23 protein-coding genes and 1 pseudogene are annotated in these 18,312 nt (G+C 61.4%); 17 read left to right on the forward strand and 7 right to left on the reverse strand.

The window, feature by feature from the left end:
* The first annotated feature begins 89 nt into the window (after positions 1-89).
* Complete coding sequence (locus AC1U7K_RS15885) at positions 90-920, forward strand: OmpA family protein (protein WP_480252540.1); 831 nt, start codon at positions 90-92, stop codon at positions 918-920.
* Positions 921-1,300: 380 nt separating this feature from the next.
* On the opposite strand, the gene AC1U7K_RS15890 is transcribed toward AC1U7K_RS15885, so the two are convergent.
* Positions 1,301-1,972 carry a DNA polymerase beta superfamily protein gene (locus AC1U7K_RS15890; RefSeq protein ID WP_480252541.1) on the reverse strand — a complete coding sequence of 224 codons (672 nt, stop codon included), beginning with the start codon at positions 1,970-1,972 and terminating at the stop codon, positions 1,301-1,303.
* A gap of 263 nt (positions 1,973-2,235) precedes the next feature.
* Here AC1U7K_RS15890 and AC1U7K_RS15895 point away from each other — a divergent pair, with 263 nt between their 5' ends.
* From AC1U7K_RS15895 to dinB, 7 genes are all read left to right on the forward strand, one after another.
* Positions 2,236-2,550, forward strand: coding sequence for a YtxH domain-containing protein (locus tag AC1U7K_RS15895; RefSeq protein WP_480252542.1), 315 nt, complete (start codon positions 2,236-2,238; stop codon positions 2,548-2,550).
* A 376-nt stretch (positions 2,551-2,926) separates the two neighbouring features.
* Entirely contained in the window at positions 2,927-3,247 is a 321-nt protein-coding gene (locus tag AC1U7K_RS15900) for a hypothetical protein (RefSeq protein ID WP_480252544.1), read from the forward strand.
* A 90-nt stretch (positions 3,248-3,337) separates the two neighbouring features.
* Entirely contained in the window at positions 3,338-4,012 is a 675-nt protein-coding gene (locus tag AC1U7K_RS15905; protein ID WP_480252545.1) for a phosphoribosyltransferase, read from the forward strand.
* Positions 4,013-4,047: 35 nt separating this feature from the next.
* Positions 4,048-4,923, forward strand: a complete 876-nt coding sequence (locus AC1U7K_RS15910) for a universal stress protein (RefSeq protein WP_480252546.1) — start codon at positions 4,048-4,050, stop codon at positions 4,921-4,923.
* Between the two features lie 173 nt (positions 4,924-5,096).
* On the forward strand, positions 5,097-6,143 hold the full coding sequence (locus tag AC1U7K_RS15915; RefSeq protein ID WP_480252547.1) for a CapA family protein: 1,047 nt from the start codon (positions 5,097-5,099) through the stop codon (positions 6,141-6,143).
* A 64-nt stretch (positions 6,144-6,207) separates the two neighbouring features.
* Positions 6,208-6,642 (forward strand): PH domain-containing protein, encoded by a 435-nt coding sequence (locus AC1U7K_RS15920; protein ID WP_480252548.1) that lies wholly within the window; start codon positions 6,208-6,210, stop codon positions 6,640-6,642.
* Between the two features lie 77 nt (positions 6,643-6,719).
* Positions 6,720-7,862, forward strand: coding sequence for a DNA polymerase IV (dinB, locus tag AC1U7K_RS15925; RefSeq protein WP_480252550.1), 1,143 nt, complete (start codon positions 6,720-6,722; stop codon positions 7,860-7,862).
* Positions 7,863-7,887: 25 nt separating this feature from the next.
* On the opposite strand, the gene AC1U7K_RS15930 is transcribed toward dinB, so the two are convergent.
* The gene (locus AC1U7K_RS15930) at positions 7,888-8,310 is read right to left on the reverse strand and encodes an FKBP-type peptidyl-prolyl cis-trans isomerase (protein WP_480252551.1); all 423 of its coding nucleotides are present in this window, start codon (positions 8,308-8,310) and stop codon (positions 7,888-7,890) included.
* Positions 8,311-9,068: 758 nt separating this feature from the next.
* Here AC1U7K_RS15930 and AC1U7K_RS15935 point away from each other — a divergent pair.
* From AC1U7K_RS15935 to AC1U7K_RS15950, 4 genes and pseudogenes are all read left to right on the forward strand, one after another.
* A pseudogene (locus tag AC1U7K_RS15935) lies at positions 9,069-9,227 on the forward strand (AmmeMemoRadiSam system radical SAM enzyme); the annotation flags it as partial.
* Between the two features lie 281 nt (positions 9,228-9,508).
* Complete coding sequence (locus AC1U7K_RS15940; protein WP_480252552.1) at positions 9,509-9,946, forward strand: CBS domain-containing protein; 438 nt, start codon at positions 9,509-9,511, stop codon at positions 9,944-9,946.
* Between the two features lie 12 nt (positions 9,947-9,958).
* A complete protein-coding gene (locus AC1U7K_RS15945) occupies positions 9,959-10,393 on the forward strand; it encodes a CBS domain-containing protein (RefSeq protein ID WP_480252554.1) in 435 nt (144 codons plus the stop codon).
* Between the two features lie 30 nt (positions 10,394-10,423).
* Positions 10,424-11,029: an MlaC/ttg2D family ABC transporter substrate-binding protein gene (locus AC1U7K_RS15950; protein WP_480252555.1), complete on the forward strand. Its 606-nt coding sequence runs from the start codon at positions 10,424-10,426 to the stop codon at positions 11,027-11,029.
* Positions 11,030-11,034: 5 nt separating this feature from the next.
* Here the strand turns inward: AC1U7K_RS15950 and AC1U7K_RS15955 are convergent, their stop codons facing one another.
* From AC1U7K_RS15955 to AC1U7K_RS15965, 3 genes are all read right to left on the reverse strand, one after another.
* Positions 11,035-12,375, reverse strand: coding sequence for a nicotinate phosphoribosyltransferase (locus AC1U7K_RS15955; protein ID WP_480252771.1), 1,341 nt, complete (start codon positions 12,373-12,375; stop codon positions 11,035-11,037).
* A 2-nt stretch (positions 12,376-12,377) separates the two neighbouring features.
* Entirely contained in the window at positions 12,378-12,980 is a 603-nt protein-coding gene (locus AC1U7K_RS15960) for an isochorismatase family protein (protein WP_480252556.1), read from the reverse strand.
* Between the two features lie 420 nt (positions 12,981-13,400).
* Positions 13,401-13,958, reverse strand: coding sequence for a cold shock domain-containing protein (locus tag AC1U7K_RS15965; protein ID WP_480252558.1), 558 nt, complete (start codon positions 13,956-13,958; stop codon positions 13,401-13,403).
* 239 nt (positions 13,959-14,197) lie between these two features.
* Between AC1U7K_RS15965 and AC1U7K_RS15970 the strand changes: the two genes are divergently transcribed.
* From AC1U7K_RS15970 to AC1U7K_RS15990, 5 genes are all read left to right on the forward strand, one after another.
* The gene (locus AC1U7K_RS15970; protein WP_480252560.1) at positions 14,198-15,286 is read left to right on the forward strand and encodes a phosphotransferase; all 1,089 of its coding nucleotides are present in this window, start codon (positions 14,198-14,200) and stop codon (positions 15,284-15,286) included.
* A gap of 16 nt (positions 15,287-15,302) precedes the next feature.
* Positions 15,303-15,845, forward strand: a complete 543-nt coding sequence (locus tag AC1U7K_RS15975; protein ID WP_480252562.1) for an adenylyl-sulfate kinase — start codon at positions 15,303-15,305, stop codon at positions 15,843-15,845.
* A gap of 283 nt (positions 15,846-16,128) precedes the next feature.
* Positions 16,129-16,347 (forward strand): hypothetical protein, encoded by a 219-nt coding sequence (locus AC1U7K_RS15980; RefSeq protein WP_480252564.1) that lies wholly within the window; start codon positions 16,129-16,131, stop codon positions 16,345-16,347.
* 120 nt (positions 16,348-16,467) lie between these two features.
* Positions 16,468-17,007 (forward strand): Slp family lipoprotein, encoded by a 540-nt coding sequence (locus AC1U7K_RS15985; protein WP_480252565.1) that lies wholly within the window; start codon positions 16,468-16,470, stop codon positions 17,005-17,007.
* 83 nt (positions 17,008-17,090) lie between these two features.
* Positions 17,091-17,336, forward strand: coding sequence for a hypothetical protein (locus AC1U7K_RS15990; RefSeq protein ID WP_480252567.1), 246 nt, complete (start codon positions 17,091-17,093; stop codon positions 17,334-17,336).
* 18 nt (positions 17,337-17,354) lie between these two features.
* Here AC1U7K_RS15990 and AC1U7K_RS15995 read toward each other — a convergent pair whose 3' ends face one another.
* Both AC1U7K_RS15995 and rpmB read right to left on the reverse strand, forming a co-directional pair.
* Positions 17,355-17,849, reverse strand: coding sequence for a hypothetical protein (locus tag AC1U7K_RS15995; protein ID WP_480252569.1), 495 nt, complete (start codon positions 17,847-17,849; stop codon positions 17,355-17,357).
* Positions 17,850-18,094: 245 nt separating this feature from the next.
* A complete protein-coding gene (rpmB, locus tag AC1U7K_RS16000) occupies positions 18,095-18,286 on the reverse strand; it encodes a 50S ribosomal protein L28 (protein ID WP_480252571.1) in 192 nt (63 codons plus the stop codon).
* Positions 18,287-18,312 lie beyond the last annotated feature (26 nt).

Consider the following 18,312-nt stretch of genomic DNA (forward strand, 5'->3'; position numbering starts at 1 on the left):
GTAGACGTCGAATCGGCAAGATCACGGCAATCCGGTGCTTTCTTCCGGGCCTCTCACTTGCTAAAGCAGTCCCCGAAGGGGGTGAGGTTATGAGACACGCGACTTCAAAGAATCTGACGCGCGCACTCTCTCTTTCGCTTGGCATCATGGCCGCCTGCGCGCCGTTCCCAATCGATCAGAATGACGGGAGTCAGCCACGCGGCAATCGGACGCAAGCCACCCATGAGCCCGCCTTATCGCCGCCGAAACAGATGACGGCCAAGCAATCTCCACGCGGCAATCACGATGTCGCCCAGGATGCGCGTCGGGAGCGGAGCGGGGGGCGCGCAGTTCCCGGCGAATCGTCCGTCGGTGAGCCGTCTCCACTTGAGCCGATCGAGAACTTTGATGAGGCGGCGGCGCAAGAGTCGCCGGCCGAAGCTCTTCCCTCACTCGCGCGGCCGCAAGCCTCTGCGAGGGACGGAAAGATCGAGCCGGAGGAAGTGACGATCGCGCAGCGGCCCGACGGCCGGTCGGCGGGACCGGGACACGGGGGAGCGACATCCATGATCATGCTTCCCCTGGAGGACGTTTTCTTTCGGTTCAACAGCGTGACCATCGACGACGCCGGCAAACAGGCCCTGAACACAAACGCCGGCACGGTGAAGAATGCGCGGGTGAAGCGCATTGTCGTCGAAGGTCACTGCGACGAGCGGGGCAGTGCCGCGTATAATTTGGTCCTCGGCGAGAAGCGCGCAGCCGCCATCGAGCAGTACTTCAGCGAGTTGGGGATCGACCCGGCTGCGGTCGAGACCGTGTCGTACGGAAAAGAGCGCCCGTTCTGCAGGGAGCGCGACGAAGCCTGTTATCAACAGAACCGACGGGGACATATCTGGATGGAGGCCGAGGCCTCGGGTCCGCTGACGCGGCTCACGGAATGACGACGATCACGGAAGGGCGCTGCGAGGCAGAGCACTTTCAGCGGTCGAGCAACCACAGCGTATGGCGGGCAAAAAGCGGGAATTGGTCTTCGGCAGGAACGGTGATGAACTGTAGGCGGACCTGTCCGTGCCCGCCCCATCGCGCTTTTGCCAGATGAATCCCGACCGGACCAGATCATCGCCGGCCTGAAGCGCGGGGGTTTGTGCGAGGCACACCGCGACTCGGATCAATTGATGATCGTCGCCTCACCAACCAGACGATCGCCGAAAAAGTCAGGGACCTGCTGGGCTAGCGGATAGAACCTCGGCGAGTCGACAGGCCGGGGACTCCCCCATGGGAGCGGGGTTTGTTGGTAAAGTCTGCGCCGCCGTGTTTCCCTCTAGGGCCTCAGGAATCCCTTCCGAAGGCGGATGAGGAATTCGTCGATGGCATCAATATTCGGCTGATGATTGCACTGCTCGAGCCGTTTTACCGCTTCCGCGGTCCAATGTTCTGCAAGATCGATGACTTCCCCGGTGTGGAACTTCCCTTCGCGCAATCGGGCGATCGTGGGACCGATCGCCGTGTCCGCAATGTGCATCGAAAAGCGCCCCGCCTCCAATAGCTCGCAGAGGTTATAGAGTGTCCGGATATAGGTCGCAGCGTACTTTGCGGGCCGCCCGTCTTTCTTCTCCAAGAACTTGGTCCGTTGATTGACCGCGTACCCGGTAAATGCGTCGAAGGCACGCGTCGGCGACCAGACGGCGGGAAACAGCGCCCGGAGGTCCGCGCCCCACTCATCCATCATGACGACCGGCGCCATGAACGTTTCCAAGACCAATGGTTGGCACTGGACGGCCAGGGAGAGAAACGATCCCACTTCCCATGATGTTTCATCGGCCCCGCCCTTGGCCCAGCGAGGCCCGGGCAATTTGAAATCCAACCGGAACATCTCCACGGTCGGGACAACGAAGACGGCGCGGTAGTCGGCATCACTCTCCACGCCGGCCAATCCATGTGCCTGCGATCCGACGAGTACCCGCAAAATGATATGTTCAACACCGCGCGGCATTGACGGCCCGGATACTCGTCTTCTTGTGCAGACAAGTCAACTCTCTCCGGGAGAAGACCGCTGCCGGCAGTGCGGCGGATTGATGGTCCAAGAACGCGGAGGCGAGACGAGCGCGTAGCCATCCGTACTCTACGGCGAGCGGTGGCGACCAAAGAAGTAAGGAAAAATATGACAGATAAATACACCTAGGTCTGAGTGACTAAATCGGCGACCTGGGTTAAGAAGGGCGCACGATGCGATCCACTTTAACGAGGAGGTGCAGCATGGAATCCAACGGTGACCGATGGTACCAGACGCCCGCAGTATGGTATGGCTTTGCCGGCGGGGCCGTCATAGGGGCGGCCGTCGCGCTCCTGCTCGCCCCGCAAGCCGGGGAGGACACCCGTCGGCAGTTGCGACGATACGCCGAGCGCCAGGCGGATCAGCTCCGATCGGCGGGCGCGACTGTCGGGGCCTGGTGGGATGATGTCCGGTCCGCGACTGCTCAGATGGTCAAAGGAGACCACAGTGTCGCGTCCGGCAATGAGCGCGCCGAGCGGGAGCGTGAGGTAGCCCTAGCGGGCATCAATGGTGGTTAGGGCGCATGTCTGGTTCTCCCGTCCGCGGCGCCTTGCCGTTCTCGACCGCACGTCGCCATCGTTCCTGAGCCGGCCTGGGTCCCTGCCAGGCCGGCTGTCCAACGCGGACCGGCGTTGGGCGATCCGTGTCATTGTTTCGGCTCTGACCTCGACCAGTTTGCTTCTCGCCGTCGCGTGCAGCCGGACGCTCGTCTGGCAGACTGATATTCGCGACCCTCCCAGTTGCTCCCCTGACCGGCTTCCGACGCGGCAGGATTTTCGCGAGAGGTGGGAACCTGGCGTCCGGGCAGCAGAAACAGCGGTCCGCTACGTCCTCCACCCCGGCCCTCCTCCCCGTATTCAGGCCGTCTTCGATCCCAGCCTCTCATGGTTTCGCATGGACCTCTTGAAGGTGCCGTCCTGGGAAGGGCGTGCCGAGATGGTCTTACGCCACGAACAAGTGCACTTCGCCTTGAGCTGTTTACTCGCCCGCGAGGCGAATGCGGCGCTCGATCGAGGGGCATCGGTTCAAGCGACGCTGATGCTGTTGAACGCCATTGCGACGCGGGTCAACGTGCAATACGATGCCGAAACGGCGCACGGGACGAGAGATGATGCACAGCAACGGTGGGAGCGCGGCGTGATGCGTCAACTGCGGAAGCCACCGCGCGGGGAGCTGTCATCGGAAGCCGTGCTGGAATCGGTGGGGAGCCGTTAGGAGCCGGGCCCCATCCCTTCTCCGGCCTCGAAATGCCTGGCATGCGGGCTGCTTCCATCGGCGTAGCGCCGACCCAAGTGTGAGAAGTCGATGCCTTCCAGCGAGGACTCTCTGTTCAGAGACCGTCACGACGCCGGCCGGCAACTGGCCGACAGGCTGAAGGACTACGGGCCGGTGGCAGATGGCTTGGTTGTGGCGCTGCCTCGAGGCGGAGTAGTCGTGGGCTATGAGATTGCGCTTGCTCTGCGCCTGCCACTCGACGTATTCGTCACCCGCAAGCTCGGGACGCCGGGCAATCCCGAACTGGCCATGGGCGCGCTCTCGGAAACTGGGTATCGCCACGTGAACAGAGATGTGCTGCAAGAATGCCGGGTTACCGAGCGAGAACTGGATGAGGAGCTACAGCGGCAGCGTCATGAGATTGCTCGGCGGATTCAGCAATATCGCGAGGGCCGGTCCTTGCCCACGCTCGTGGGCCGGACGGTAATTCTCGTGGACGATGGAATCGCGACGGGGGCGACCTTTTATGCGTCGGTCGCCGCACTGCGCGCATTGCCGGTCGGGCGGGTGATCGCGGCCGCGCCCGTCGCGCCTCCGAGGGTACGCCATGATTTGATCTCGAAGGTCGACGACGTGATCATTCTGCACACCCCGGCCTTGTTCTTCGGCATCGGGCAGTTTTACGACGACTTCAGCCAAGTCGAGGACGATGAGGTCATCGACTGCTTGGCGCGGGCGAAGGCGGCGCTGCACAAGACCGGTTGAGCTTCACCGGTCGCGCCGGACAAAAGGGGAACTATATGCGAACGCTGTTGGCTGTGGATGGCTCGGAGCAATCGACCGAAGCGGTCCGTGCCCTGGCCCACATGACCCATTCGGAGGCGCTGTTCGTGGTCCACGCCGTCGACGTGCCGGCACCCGCCTATCCGATGATGGTTCCCGAAGTGGCGCGCGAGCTGTCGGTGGCCCAGGAACGGGCGCTTCGTGAGGAAGGCGAACGGATCGTCAACACGGCGGCTGCGCTCCTACCGCTTCACGTCGGTCCGGTCACGAAGCTGATCGAAATCGGCAAACCCAGTGATGTGATCACCGGCGTTGCCAAACGTGAACGCATCGATCTCATCGTAATGGGGGCGCGCGGGGTTGGAGCGGTCCGTGAACTGATGCTCGGGAGCGTCTCACACCGGGTGGTCAGCCATGCGCCCTGTTCGGTCCTTGTTGTCGGAGGCGCGCTCCGGCCGTCCGCACCCCTCGTGCTGGCCATTTCCGACGAGGCAGACGCGGACGCGGCCGTTCGGCTGCTTTCGATGCGCCCCTTGAAGGAACCGGGCGACGTGATCGTCCTCACGGTCGTGCCCTACGCGCACCCGGCTTGGCCGGTCGGCGCCGTCGTCCCCGAGTCAGTCTACACAGACATGGCGGCCCAGGCCAAGCAGTTCGGCGAACGTGTCGCGACCACCTTATCCGGATTGAGGTATCGGGCACGGGCTGTGGCCGAACTCGGCTCGCCGGCACACGAAATCGTCAAGACTGCGGCCACCGAGCGGGCAGGGATGATCGTGATGGGGTCTCACCATCATGGCCTGAGCCGCGCCATGCTGGGAAGCGTGAGCCATTCCGTGCTCCATCGTGTACCGTGCCCCGTGCTCGTCGTCCGACCCGCTTCGCCATCATAAACGGAGAGGCACTTCTATACAGCCTTTCCACGAGACTTCCGATGGCACGAGGTCAAACGGCGTTGTGAACGAAGTGAACGCCATCTGCGCATTCCATCGCAAACAGAGCCCATTCAGAACAGCGCCTGGCCCGTAGAGATGCTGCTGCCAGCGTCCGTGGCCATGGAGACGGCATGATGACGATTCAGGGTGTGAGATATAATCCTTCGTCGCAGATCGGGGGGCCGCGAGTGAAACTTGCGCTCACAGGCGATGTCATGCTCGGCCGCTTGGTGGACGAATATCTCATACATGATGTGACGCGCCCCGTCGAGACGGTGTGGGGCGACCTGCTGCCGTTCTTGACGTCGGCCGAGCGCCGGCTCGTGAATCTCGAGTGTGTGATCAGCCGCACGGGGCAACCCTGGCACCCTGATTCCAAAGCCTTTCACTTTCGCTCCGCTCCACGGGCCGTGGAGGTGTTGCAAGCTGCACACATCGACTGTGTCACGCTGGCGAACAATCATGCCCTGGATTACGGGGCCGAAGCGTTGGTGGAATGCTTGGCGTTGCTGGACAATGCCGGAATTCAGCACACAGGAGCCGGAGCGGACCTCGAAGCGGCGGCCGCGCCCGTATTTCTCGAGACAACAATAGGCCGGGTGGCTGTCTGTGCGATCACCGACAATGAACCGGAATGGGAAGCGACGGTCCGGTCACCCGGCGTGAACTTTGTCGAGTATGATGAGCGCGGGTTGATCGAGCCCTACCGGTCGCGGGTCATGGACATGCTTCGACGTGCCAGTCGTGAGGCACCCTTCGTCGTCGTGAGCGCCCATGTTGGACCGAACTGGGGGCCTCCGTCACGCGCCATGCGGGCCTTGGCTCACCAGTTCGTCGCGATCGGTGCCGATGTCTACTGGGGACACTCCAACCACACGCCACAAGGGATTGAGATCGTAGACGGCAAGCTGATCCTCTATTCGACCGGCGATTTCATCGACGACTATGCCGTCGACCCTTTGGAGCGAAACGATTTGTCGTTTCTCTTCTTGCTGGAAGCCTGTGATGGTAGACCGGCGGCGCTCATGCTGGTGCCGATCACGATCGACCACTGCACCGTTCGTCGCGCAGCCGACAAGGAAGCGGCGTTCTTGGCGACCCGGATGCAGGCGCAGTGTCGGTCGTTCGGCACACCGATCGAGTTTCGCGAAGGGATGGGAAGGATCGCCATCCGATGAACTCGCCTGACCAACCCGGAAACCAGCGCCCTCTATGACAGGGCAGGCCACAAAGGTCAGGCCGATGTGGTCGGCCTTTCCCTCCTGGGGGCAGTTCGCCTGGCTGCTTGCGATCAGTCTCTTCACAGCGTTTCGCGGATTGATTTTGCACAGGTTCGGCTTCCCGGGGTGGGAAGGCTGGCTGCTCGGAAGTGCCATCTTGATCACGTGTACTGCGGTGCTCCGGCGGTGGGCCCGCTACGTCATCGCGGCAGATCGTGTCTTCCTGCAAAATGGCTATACCGGACACGAGATTCGCGGCGTGGCCGCCGGCGAGATCGCAGAGGTGGCGATTCATCAAGGACTCGTTGGCGGGTGGCTCGGCATCGGGACCATTGTCATCCGCGATCAGGCCGGTGATGAGCGGTTGCGATTCAAAGGTGTGGCTGACCCGGACATCGTCCGTCATCGGATCCTCGCCCTGAAATCCGTGCGGGTGAGAAGCGAGGAGTCCGAGTAAGACGTGTTTGAAGAGCTATCCGATTTCCGGCATGCACTCCGCGTCCAGTCTCTCCGACCGGATCCCGCAAGCTGATCATGCGAATCGTCGGGCACGTCGATATGGACGCGTTCTATGCCGCCATCGAAGAGCGGGATACGCCGCGTCTGCGCGGGCAGCCAGTCGTCGTCGGCGCCGATCCCCGCGGCGGTGAAGGACGGGGCGTGGTATCGACCGCGAATTATCCGGCACGGGTCTACGGGATCCATTCCGCCATGCCGATTGCCACAGCGTGGCGGTGTGCCGAGCGGGCTCTTCGCCAAGGTCATCCGCCGGTCGTCTTTCTGCCTGTCGATATGCCGAAGTATCGACAGGTGTCCGAACGCATTATGGCCATTCTGCACGAGCACACACCGATCGTTGAGCCGGCCAGCATCGACGAGGCATATCTCGACTTGAGCCAGACAGGAACGTTCGAGCGGGCGGCCTCCGTTTGCCGCGCACTCAAGGAGCGCATTCGTCGCGATGAGCACCTAACCGCCTCGATCGGGATCGGGCCAAACAAACTCGTCGCGAAGATTGCCTCGGGTCTTCACAAACCGGACGGGTTGACGATCATCACGGAGGCCGAAGCCGATGGCGCGCTTGCGGCGCTCCCGCTGCGGGTCATTCCCGGCATCGGGCCGAAGACGGAGGCCGAGCTCAGGGAACAAGGATTTCAGCGAGTGGGCGATCTCAGGCGGCTCTCAAAAGAGGCCCTGTGCGACTGGTACGGCAAGCGAGGGCTGGCGCTCTATGAGAAGATCCGCGGGCGCGACGATGAGCCGGTGTCGCCGGTCTCCAAACTCAAATCCATTGGCGAGCAGGAAACCTTATTCCAGGATAGCGACGATGCCGGCATGTTAACGGATCGGTTGATGGCTCTGTGTCACGGCGTGATGCACCGGCTTGCCGACGAAGGCAACGTCGGGTTCCGGACGGTCGTGATTACCGTGCGATTTGCCGATTTTCACACGGTCTCGCGGCGCCGCACGCTGGAGCGCCCGACGTGTGAGCTGAGGACGCTCCAAGGTGAGGCCCTGCGATTGTTCCTGCCTTTTCTTGATCGGCGGGAGAATCCCCAAGGGAAACCGATCCGCCTCCTTGGGGTCCGAGTCGAACATTTCGCGCACGAGAACGGACCGGGCGCGAGCGACGCGAGCAGCGGTCAAGCCACTTTGTGGCCGGCCGCAGGCGCCTAGCGCTGGTCGAGCCGGCCCGTCGGCGCTACGCGATGTTGACGATTTTGACGTCGAAGTGCAGCGTCTTACCGGCGAGCGGGTGATTGAGATCGAGCACGACGGTGGTGTCATTGATTTGGGAAACCCGAGGATACACCGGCTTTCCATCTGGCCCCGTGCCCTGCAACTGCGTGCCGATCTTCAAGGCCTCGTTTGGAATCCGGCTCTTCTCGACTTCGAAGAACCCTTCCGGATGGGAGGGACCATACCCATCGGCTGGGCCGACCGTCACGCGCTTCTGCTCGCCGAGTTCCATCCCTTCCAAGGCGTTCTCGAGACCCGGAATGATCTCATGTGATCCATGGGTATAGGTGAGCGGCTCCGATCCAACGTTACTTTCGAATACCTCCTGATCGTCGAGGCGGAGGGTGTATTCGACGGAGACGACTTTTCCGTTCGTGACTGTCATCTGCGCTCCTTTCTTCGAGGCCATCAGGCACGCGACAAGCGTAACACATCTCCCTGGGTTCCGCTATGAAGCGGTCCGTCATCCTGGCCTGTCCGAAACGGAGCGAGCACCACCTGTCACGGCGATGGTGGATTCTGCGGAACGGGTCGAAGCTCGTGCGCCTTTTCTCGTGCTTCAGGACATGCATAATCGCCACCCTGGGCGCATTCCAGCGGCGAGGCCGGCGGCAGTGCCGTCCGAGGTGTGCAGGCCGCGAACAAATTGAGCATCAGCCAGATCCCTGCTGAACGCCTGGTCACACATTTCACAATCACGCGTCCTCCTCCTTTCGCCCATCAGCTCACCATACAATGACGGCGCCCACCAGCAGTCAGGATGGAAGTGTCGGGTCGCGACCTGATGAAGAAGCTCGTCGGAACGGACGAGCCAACGGTGACTCGTCGAGGCGGCGACACATAGATCGTGTCATATCCGAGATGCGCAACCAGCGAGCCAGTCGACCGAGCATCACGTCGGCCGCGAACGCGAGTGCGTGGATCGATCATACTCGAGACGCCATCCTGAAGGGCTAACAAGCTGACCGCAGTCGAGCGCAGGGTGCCGCCACGGCCGCTCTTTCGTGCCGTAGAATGCACCACAGCAATTTGCTGCACGCATGAAGAACTGCTGCGGGCTTCTGTCCCGACACAAGACCGGCACCGTTCTCGAGGATGGTCGGGTCAGCGCGATCCGTACCCGCGCGCGTTTGCGCCCTTTAGGAAGGACGGCAAGGCCTGTGCTTCGTCCGCGCGCGGCACGGTGATGCCATGGTGCTCATGACATACGGACGGTCGAGCGGGTCCTGTGTCGATCCTATCGAAAAGAATCGGCTGAATCATTTCCTGCCCGGCACGTCGGTGCTGTCCTTCGGCATGGCCATGCGAGAATGATCCAGAAGGCGCCGGGAGGATGGGGATCACGCAGGCTCACGATTGCATTGTCCCTTCTTGACACTGAACAGAATAACAGCCTGTAGCAATAGTCGTCAGCCGCGTTGTGACCGCTTGGCAACAGCCGGAATACGTCTGCTGCAGTCCTGTCGCGCTTGAATGCTTCGGCTGGCTAGAGGCTTGCAAGTAGGCTAGAGGCTTGCAAGTAAACAGAGGTGATGGGCTGCTGGCAAAGTCCATGTCTTTCGCAGGACAATAGGGAGGAGGCTATGCCGTCCCATAGTCGCGAAGTCCTCACACCGTTTCAGCGGTTGACTGTCTCACGTTTCATGGAACGGGATGTTCAGTATGCGCATCCCGAGACGAAGGCGGATAAGATCGCCTCGATGATGATCGAGGGGTTCGGCTCCGTGCCGATCGTCGACGAGAAGCGCCGGTTGGTCGGAATCGTGAGCGAATTTGATTTGCTGGCCTCGCTTGAAGCGGGCCGGAAATGGGGCGAGTTGACGGCGCACGAGACGATGACGCGCAATCCGTACTCGGTGCATCCAGAGACCGACGTCGCCACGCTGGTTCATGTCCTACGCGCGAGCGACTTGATTCGTGTCCCGGTCGTGGATGCCGACAATACGCTGATCGGGATCGTCGCACGCCGCGATATCCTTCGAGCCTACCTCAACTACGGAGCGGAAACGGTGCAGCGTTAAGTCGGGCAAGCGATGAGACGCACGGAGTACAGGACACGGGCCTGCGATCCCACATCGCTGACTGTTGGGCAGTTGATGGAAAACGCCGTTGTGACGTGCGGCCCGCACACTGATGGCTTGCGGCTGGCCCGGTTGTTCAGCGATCACCGCATCGGCAGCGTGCCGGTCGTCGACGAGGAGAAGACGCTTCTGGGTCTCGTGAGTGAATACGACCTTCTCCAGGCGACGATCGAGGGACGTGACTTGCGGAAGATCACCGCGTCAGAGATCATGACGGAAAAGGTGCTCACGGTCACGGAGGACATGACGTTGGTCGATTTAGCCAATCTCTTCGAGGATCGCTATCTGACGCGTGTGCCGGTGGTGAAGGGCAGGCGTGTAGTGGGAATCGTCGCACGTCGCGACCTCCTGTTTGGCTATATGAAAGCGCTCCAGTACTGGTCCTAACCGATGACGATTCATGTCCACGCTCTCAGAATGGCAGGAATCGTTGGCCTACTGCTGCTCTTGTTGTCGGTCGTGAGCCATGCCGCAGTTCCTGCGCCGACCGAGGTCGTGCGCACGACGGTGGATGAGGTCATCCGGGTGCTGTCAGATGCGGAGTGGAAAAAACCGGACCGGTTCGCGGAGCGCCGGAAACTGCTCGAGCGGTTGATCGGGCAGCGATTCGACTATGAAGAGATGGCGAAACGCGCGCTGGCCCGCCACTGGCTCACGTTGAATGAAAAGGAGCGAACAGAGTTCGTCGAGTTATTCGCGGCGTTTCTCTCGGCGAGCTACGCGGATAAGATCGAAAGCTATACGAGTGAGCGCGTGGAATATCTGAATGAACGGTTGTCGGACGGATATGCCGAGGTCCGGACGAAGATCATCTCGTCGAAAGCCGAATATCCGCTCGATTATCGGTTGTTGAACAAAGGGAACAAGTGGTACGTCTACGACGTCGTCGTCGACGGCATCAGTCTGGTTAAGAACTACCGCGGACAATTTGACCGCACGATCCGGTCCTCGTCGTATCAGAAGCTGGTTGAGACGCTTCGGCAGAAGGTCGAGGAGAGCAAGGTCCGCCGCTCACCGCACTAAGCGCCTCATCCTGGTGCATCGGCGTCGACGTGCGCGGCGAGGTGCCGAAGGGCTGGGGAGACGCGCACCTCGACGGTCGCGCCGTCCTCAAGATGGCTGAGGGGGTCCGGCAAGCAAGCGAGTTGCGATGCCGCGTAGTGACGGACGGCGGGGAGGGTGGGCGGCGGCCCGACGCGCTTCCCGTCTCGCATGACCGGCTTGAGCAGCGGTGAGCCTGACATGCGGTCGTCGACCAGTGTCAGCAGGTCGTAGTCGATCTTCCCATCCGCATGGTAATTTCGATACACCTCCTTGCGACCAGGCCACGTCGCTTTGCCCTCCGACCGCTTGCGGCACGGTCGCCCCGCATACTCTTGAAGTTTGTACGCGCAGTCAACGTATGGTGCATCGGCCGACGTGGTCAAGTGCGTGCCCACCGCGAAGCTGTCGATCGGCGCGCCGCTGGCCACGAGGCGTCGGAGGGTGGCTTCGTCCATGTTGCCGCTGGCGACGATCTCGACCGATTCCAGCCCGCGCTGATCAAGGATGCGTCTGACCTTGAAGGCATGGTCGGCCAGGTCACCGCTATCCAGGCGCACCCCGCCAATCGTGATGCCTTTCGCACGCAGTCGGTGGGCCACGTCGACGACCTTCCGTGCCCCCTCCTCGGTGTCGTACGTGTCGATGAGCAGCACGATGTCCGAGCCGTAGGACGAGGCCATGTGCTCGAACGCCTCGCTCTCGTTTCGGTGCGCCTGCACGAGCGAATGGGCCATCGTGCCGTAGATCGGGATCCCGAAGCGCATGCCGGCGAGCACCGTGGCGGTACCTGCGATTCCGGCAAGATAGGCCGCACGTGCGGCGAGCAGCCCGGCCTCTGCTCCATGAGCCCGACGCAGACCAAAATCAATGAGCGGCTTGTCGGGTACGGTCAAAACCAAGCGAGCCGCCTTCGACGCGATGACCGTCTGAAAATGCAAGAGATTGATCAGACGAGTCTCGACCAGTTGTGCCTCTGGAAGGGGGGCGATCACGCGCAGCAGCGGTTCATTCGGAAAGCAGATCGTGCCCTCCGGCATGGCGTCAAGGTCCCCGGTGAAACGGAGGTCGGCCAGGGAAGCGAGGAACTCGCGACTGAAGCGACCCTGTCCCTTGAGCCAGTCCACCTCCCACGGTGCGAAGTGGAGGGTTTCGAGATAATGCACGGCCTGTTCCAGTCCTGCCGCCATGAGGAAGCCCCGGCCGGGGGGGAGTTTCCGCGCGAACAACTCGAAGACGGCCGGTTCATGCATGCGGTGATCGAAGTACGTCTGCAGCATGGTGAGCTGGTACAGGTCGGTCAGAAGGACGCTCGCGGGCGAGTCCATAGTCATGGGGCAAGCTGATCGAACCGGATCGGGACCGCGCCAAGCTCGATCATTTCGACGATCGCTTTCTCGCCGTCCCCGGTCTTGGCGTTGACGGCGCAGATGCCGTCGAGGAGCAGGACCACGGCGTAACCAAGCCGTCTGGCGTCACGGACCGTGTTGATCACGCAATAATCGGTGGCGAGCCCGCCGACGAACAGTCGGCTCACCCTCTTCGCCTGGAGAGCCTGATGCAAGCCCGTCCCCTCGAATGCGGAGTAGGCTTCCTTGTCGGGATCGGTTGCTTTATAGACGATGACCGCTGATGCCGGTACCTGAAACGTCGCCGGCGGCATCGCGCCCGGCGATCCGGCCACGCAATGCTGCGGCCAGATCCCACCACGCGCGTGAAACGAGCAGTGGTTGGGTGGATGCCAGTCTCGCGTCGTATAGATCGGAAGCCCCCGTGCGTCAAACCGTTGAAGATACCGCATGAGCACCGGCACGATGGCATCGCCGCCGGCAATCCCTAGTGCGCCGCCCGGCAAGAAATCATTCTGCACATCCGCGATGCAGAGGGCGTCGCCGGAGGAGAGGGTGATCGACGTGGTATGCGCCGAGACCATGCCACGAGTCTCTTTGGTGCTTGACGCTAACAGGTCTGTCGACCTTCGACAATAGGAAGATCATCTCGCGGCGCGGCGAAGCTGGCGTGGCCCAAAGGGGCAGAACGAGATCATCTGGCTCTTCATCGGAACTTCCGTTTAGCGCGCCGCTTGCAAATCGCGGATACAGCCCAGCACCTCCTCCCGCTCCTTAGAACGTCAGTCGGTCGCCCCACTCGTGCATTCGGGCTGTCGATGAAACGACGGGTGATGATGGCCAGGGAGATGTGGAATCGTACATCGGCATGGCAGCCGCAGACTGGTGCTCAATTAAGATATATACGGTAGCGTGGTGAGTTCCGGCATCGAGGCACGGTCGAGTAGGACCATGTGGCCTGAGGCGCAGCCGCGAAACACGCGCCCCGCCTCAGGCTCGGGTTACTACTCGTATTCCTTTCCTGGAAGTGCGGGAATGGCGCTGACCACGGTCGCCTGCTCCCCCTTCTCGCCCGGTTCGGTATCGAACGCCACTTCGAGGCCGTCGGTCAGCGACTCGAAGGTCAAGCCTTGCAGCGCGTTCTTATGGAAATAGACTTCGCCGCCGCCATCCTTCAGAATGAACCCGTACCCCTTGCCGGGAAAGACTTTCGAGATCACGCCACGCAGTGGCGGAATCGGCTCCGTCCGCACTTCCTTGGTCGCCCGTTTTTCGCGGTACTTTCGCAACTCGATATCGACGGCGAAGAACGCCGCGCGGATCGCTTCCTCAAACGTCTTTTCTTCCTTCCGTGCGGTGATCGTATGCCGACCCGGCAGCGTCACGACCACGAGCGCTTCGGCCACCCGAGCATCTTTCTTATGATGCCGATTTTTCGTGAGCGTGACGCGTCCATGGGTGATATCGTCATGGCCGACCTGAAGGTCAGCCATCCGTTCCTCGATCTCGGTTTTCCATCGAGGCGTCATGTCGACGTTTCTGCTTTCAATTTCGAGATCCATAGGCCTCCTCTATCTCAATGACCGAATCTCTTCTCCGGTGAGGATGCGCAAGCGATGTGCCATCATCCACGCTGGATGGCCCTTGTGATCCTGCAGCGCCGGTGGCTAGGCTGTCGCAGGATGATGCATTTTACCTCAAGCCGTGTGGCGGCACTGACGCCTAATGCGGCAGGATCACGTAGGGCCATCAGCAAACAGACCCGAATAACCTTTGCTTTTTCTTTCAGTCGGAGAGCGCCATGCCACTGCTGAGGCGAGATCGTCTGCTGCAATACGTTCGTGCCCGGTTCGGTGATTCGGCTGAACTCGTGAGCTATGGGCCGATTGGAGAAGAAACGTCGGATGAGAAGCTTAAGGGCTATGGCTATGGCGCCCCTATTCGCCTGACGATTCGAATCGGCCGGATGCAACGCCGGGTCGTCCTGGGAACGATGAAGCCCGGACCGTTTGGCCACGAACACCGGGCCGACCGGGCCCAAGCGCTGCTCTGGGATTTCGATTCCTACGAGCGCCTTCCCAAACACGTGCGCGCTCTCGACGTCGGCGCGTTCACTGCCGATGGACGCTTGTTTTCGATCGCGCCCGCGGCCGAATTCTTTCTCTTGACCGAATGGGCCGATGGAACAACGTATCACGAAGACCTCCGTCGCATGGCCGACAGCGGGCGGCTGCGACACCAGGATCGATCTCGGATGCGCGCGCTCGCGGACTATCTCGTCACCATCCATCGGCGCAAGCGCCGAGAGCCGGCCCTGTATCGGCGGCGTCTGCGCGAATTGATCGGCCATGGCGAGTGCATCATGGGGTTGACGGACAGTTACCCGCCACAGTACGGGTTCATTACCGAAGACCTGCTGCGTGGGATCGAGGACGCTTGCAATCGCTGGCGGTGGCGGCTTCGGTCGCGGTCGAGCCGGCTGAGTCAGGTCCACGGTGATTTCCACCCCTGGAACGTCCTGTTCCGGCGTGGGACGGATTTCACCGTGCTCGATCGATCGCGCGGCGAGTGGGGTGAGCCGGCCGACGACGTCACGTCCATGTCGATCAATTATCTTTTCTCCTCGCTGAGACGGTGGGGCAGCTTGCGCGGCCCGTTCGAAGTGTTATTCCGGGAATTCTGGGAACGGTACATCGCAGGGAGCGGCGATCGGGAAGTACTGGAAACGGCAGCGCCGTTCTTCGCGTTCCGCGGGTTGGTGATCGCCAGCCCCGTGTGGTACCCCGATTTGACGGACGAGACCCGGCGCGCGATCTTTGCGTTCGTCCAACACGTCCTGGCCGTCGACCGTTTCGACCCGGCGCTCGTCAATCAGTATTGCAAGTGGTGAGTCCAGGCCACGTCACATGGAAGCATTTGGAATCTGGATGACCGGTCTTCCGGCCTCGGGCAAGAGCGCCATCACGGCCGTGTTGCGTGATCGGCTGACAAAGCGAGGACTTCGGGTAGAAGTGTTGGAGTCCGATGCGGTACGGACGCTGCTCACGCCCCACGCCACATACGATCCGCAGGAGCGCGACTTGTTCTATCGCGCGCTGGCTTTCGCCGGAAGTCGCCTTGTCACGCACGGTGTCGTCGTGATCTTCGATGCGACGGCGACCAAGCGTCGGTACCGGGAGACCGGACGCGCATGGATTGCGCGATTTCTCGAAGTGGCGGTCGACTGTCCGCTGGCTGTCTGTATTGCCCGCGATCCCAAGGGCATCTATCGCCGTGGGTTAGCCGGTGAATTGACGAACGTGCCAGGGCTTCAGGACCCGTATGAGGCCCCTGAACGACCCGAGGTCCGTATTCCAGCCGATCAGATGCCGCCGGATCGCGCCGCCGATCTGATCATCGCCGCTCTCGTCACTCGTGGATGGCTTTCGCGCGGGTCAACGGTGTCGTGAGGGGACGACGAACACGGGACACGGTGCGGCATGCACGACCGAATGCGAGATGCTACACGCTGCTCGTGACTGCTGCGCCATCGGCCCAAGGGTCGTTCATTACATCGCTGTCGCCGCGGGAGTGGGTGTTCGGCTGTCCTTCGGCGTTTCCATTCTCCCTCTCGGTGAAGCCGCGAAGTGGGTCGGGCGTCGGGGGGTGGTCTCTCATACAGCAGGTAGCGAAGTTCAGGAGTGGAAAGATTTATTGAAGAGGAGTACGATAGCGGCACCAGGAAAAGACTCTATGGGTACTCCCGTGCTTGTCCGACTCACTCTCACCACCATTCTTAGCGCGCTACTGGGCTGCGCCGTGACAGCGCCACCGGCCCAGACCTTGTGCAAAGAAGGTCCGACCGGTCAGGAGGATTGCTCCAAGGTGGTCCCCGGCGCGATTCCCCCGGCTCACGCAACGGACCTCGGCCCCGGTCAGGCTCCCGGGATGGGATTGACCAAGCCGAACTGAGCCGATCGGGAGCCGGCGTATGGCCGCTCCGTGATGTCGTTGTGTCGGTCGTCTCGCACGCCTGACTTCGCGCCTTCCTACCTCCTGGTCCATCGCGAGTCGATATAGTGAAGCATGTGGATGCGAGCCGGCTTACTCGCCGCAATGTGGCTGCTCACCTCGTGCGCCTCACAGGTAATTCCCCGTGATTTGGAGCAAGAGGTGGACAAGAGCGTCTCGTTTCGGGAACTCGCCGAGTCGCCGGATCAGTACGTCGGCAGGACGGTCGCGCTGAGCGGCGAGGTCTTGGCCGCGAAACGCACTCCACAAGGGACGGTGATAGAAGTGTTGGAACTCCCGATGGACCGATGGGAGCCCGTCCCAGACCCGTCGGCTTCCGAAGGGCGCTTTCTCGCATGGAAGAAGGACGGCTTCCTTGATCCTGCAACGCTCCCCAAGAATACCCGCGTGACGATCGTCGGACAGGTCACGGGCTCAACGCGTCAAGGGGTAGAAGACTTCGACTATGCCTATCCGGAACTGACGGTCCGATATCTGAAGGTTTGGGAAGACCAGCCGCCAGCCGTTGGCGGTACACGACCGTGGTTCGGCATTTCCATTGGAGGCGGCACGATGGGGAGAGGCGTCGGTGTCGGCACCGGCGTCGGCGTCGGGTTCTGAACGAGGGCCGGATCACGCGCGTCAGTCCTACCATTCTCGTCTCGGGTAGGGTAGGATGCGATCCCTAAGGGTTGGGGGGTCGCATGAAGTCAGCAGTTGCATTGGCTGTGCTGAGCGTGACAGTGGTGGTGGCGGGATGCCAGTACTATGAAGATTACCGAATCAAGAAAGCGACGGCGGACGTCCGCGAGGAAACGGCTGAAATGCTGCACGCGTATCGGCTCTGTTTACAGCGTTACGAAGACGAGCCGCCGAAGGCCAAAGAACACTGCGCGCCCTACACCCAGTCGTTACGGGAACTAGAAATCAAGCACCAAATGGTTCGATGAGCGTGGGGCGGGGCGAGGCTAACGTCGGTCGGGCTTTGGCTCGACAGAGAGGGGGAGGATGGCCGGATCGAAGGACGTCGGCATCGTCTTCACGAGCCGCTCGATTTCTCTTTCACACCGGGCCCATTCCCATGCCTTGATCAACGCTTCGTTGGAATAGTACATCTGGCGGCGCTGACCAAGCCGGATTCGCACGTACAACGGAAACCCATACTTCATGGCATGCCGAACGGGCGTGAGGCGATGCCGCCATTGCATTCGCTGGCAGATCGAGGGCAATCCCCAATACTCGACGGTCGCTCGATCACCCGATCCCTTCGCGTCACCACCCATCGTCGGCTCTCCGCTGTGATTGTCAGCAAGCAAAGCGCGAGCCAATTGCAGACACGAGAGATAACCGCGTGTCAATTCACGATAAGCGATCGACAACTCGCCGCCGCCTTTCGCGATGAGGAATCGGAATCTCGTAAAGTTTTCGAACACCGTCTTTGGAAGGACTCCGAGGGAATCCATGCTGCAAAAACCCAGACCTGCCTCGCCGGAATTTCCGCAGGCCGTGTAAAGGACAGGGATTTCAGAACGAACGCGGCCTAGGACCTCCAACCATACACGTCGGCGGGATTCATCGCGGGAAAGGCTGTTAAATTTCTCGACAGCCGTCGAAGGGACAGATGAGTAGTCCGTGCTGACCAGGGGTCCGTCTTCTGGAGGGAACGAGAAGCGAGAAGAACCACGAACACACGGGAGAGAATCAGCGATCAGACGGCTTTCTTGACCGCACCGGACCGCAGGCACCGCGTGCACACGCGGATCCGCTTCGATGCTCCATTGATGAGGGCCCGAACGGTTTGGAGATTGGGGCTGAACACGCGCTTCGTCTTATTGTTCGCGTGACTCACGTTATGTCCCGACTGATGCCGCTTGCTGCAGATCTCACATGCGTACGCCACGATCAGAACTCCTTCTTCCACCGATA

It is taken from the genome of Nitrospira sp. Vd2 (genome assembly GCF_979581665.1).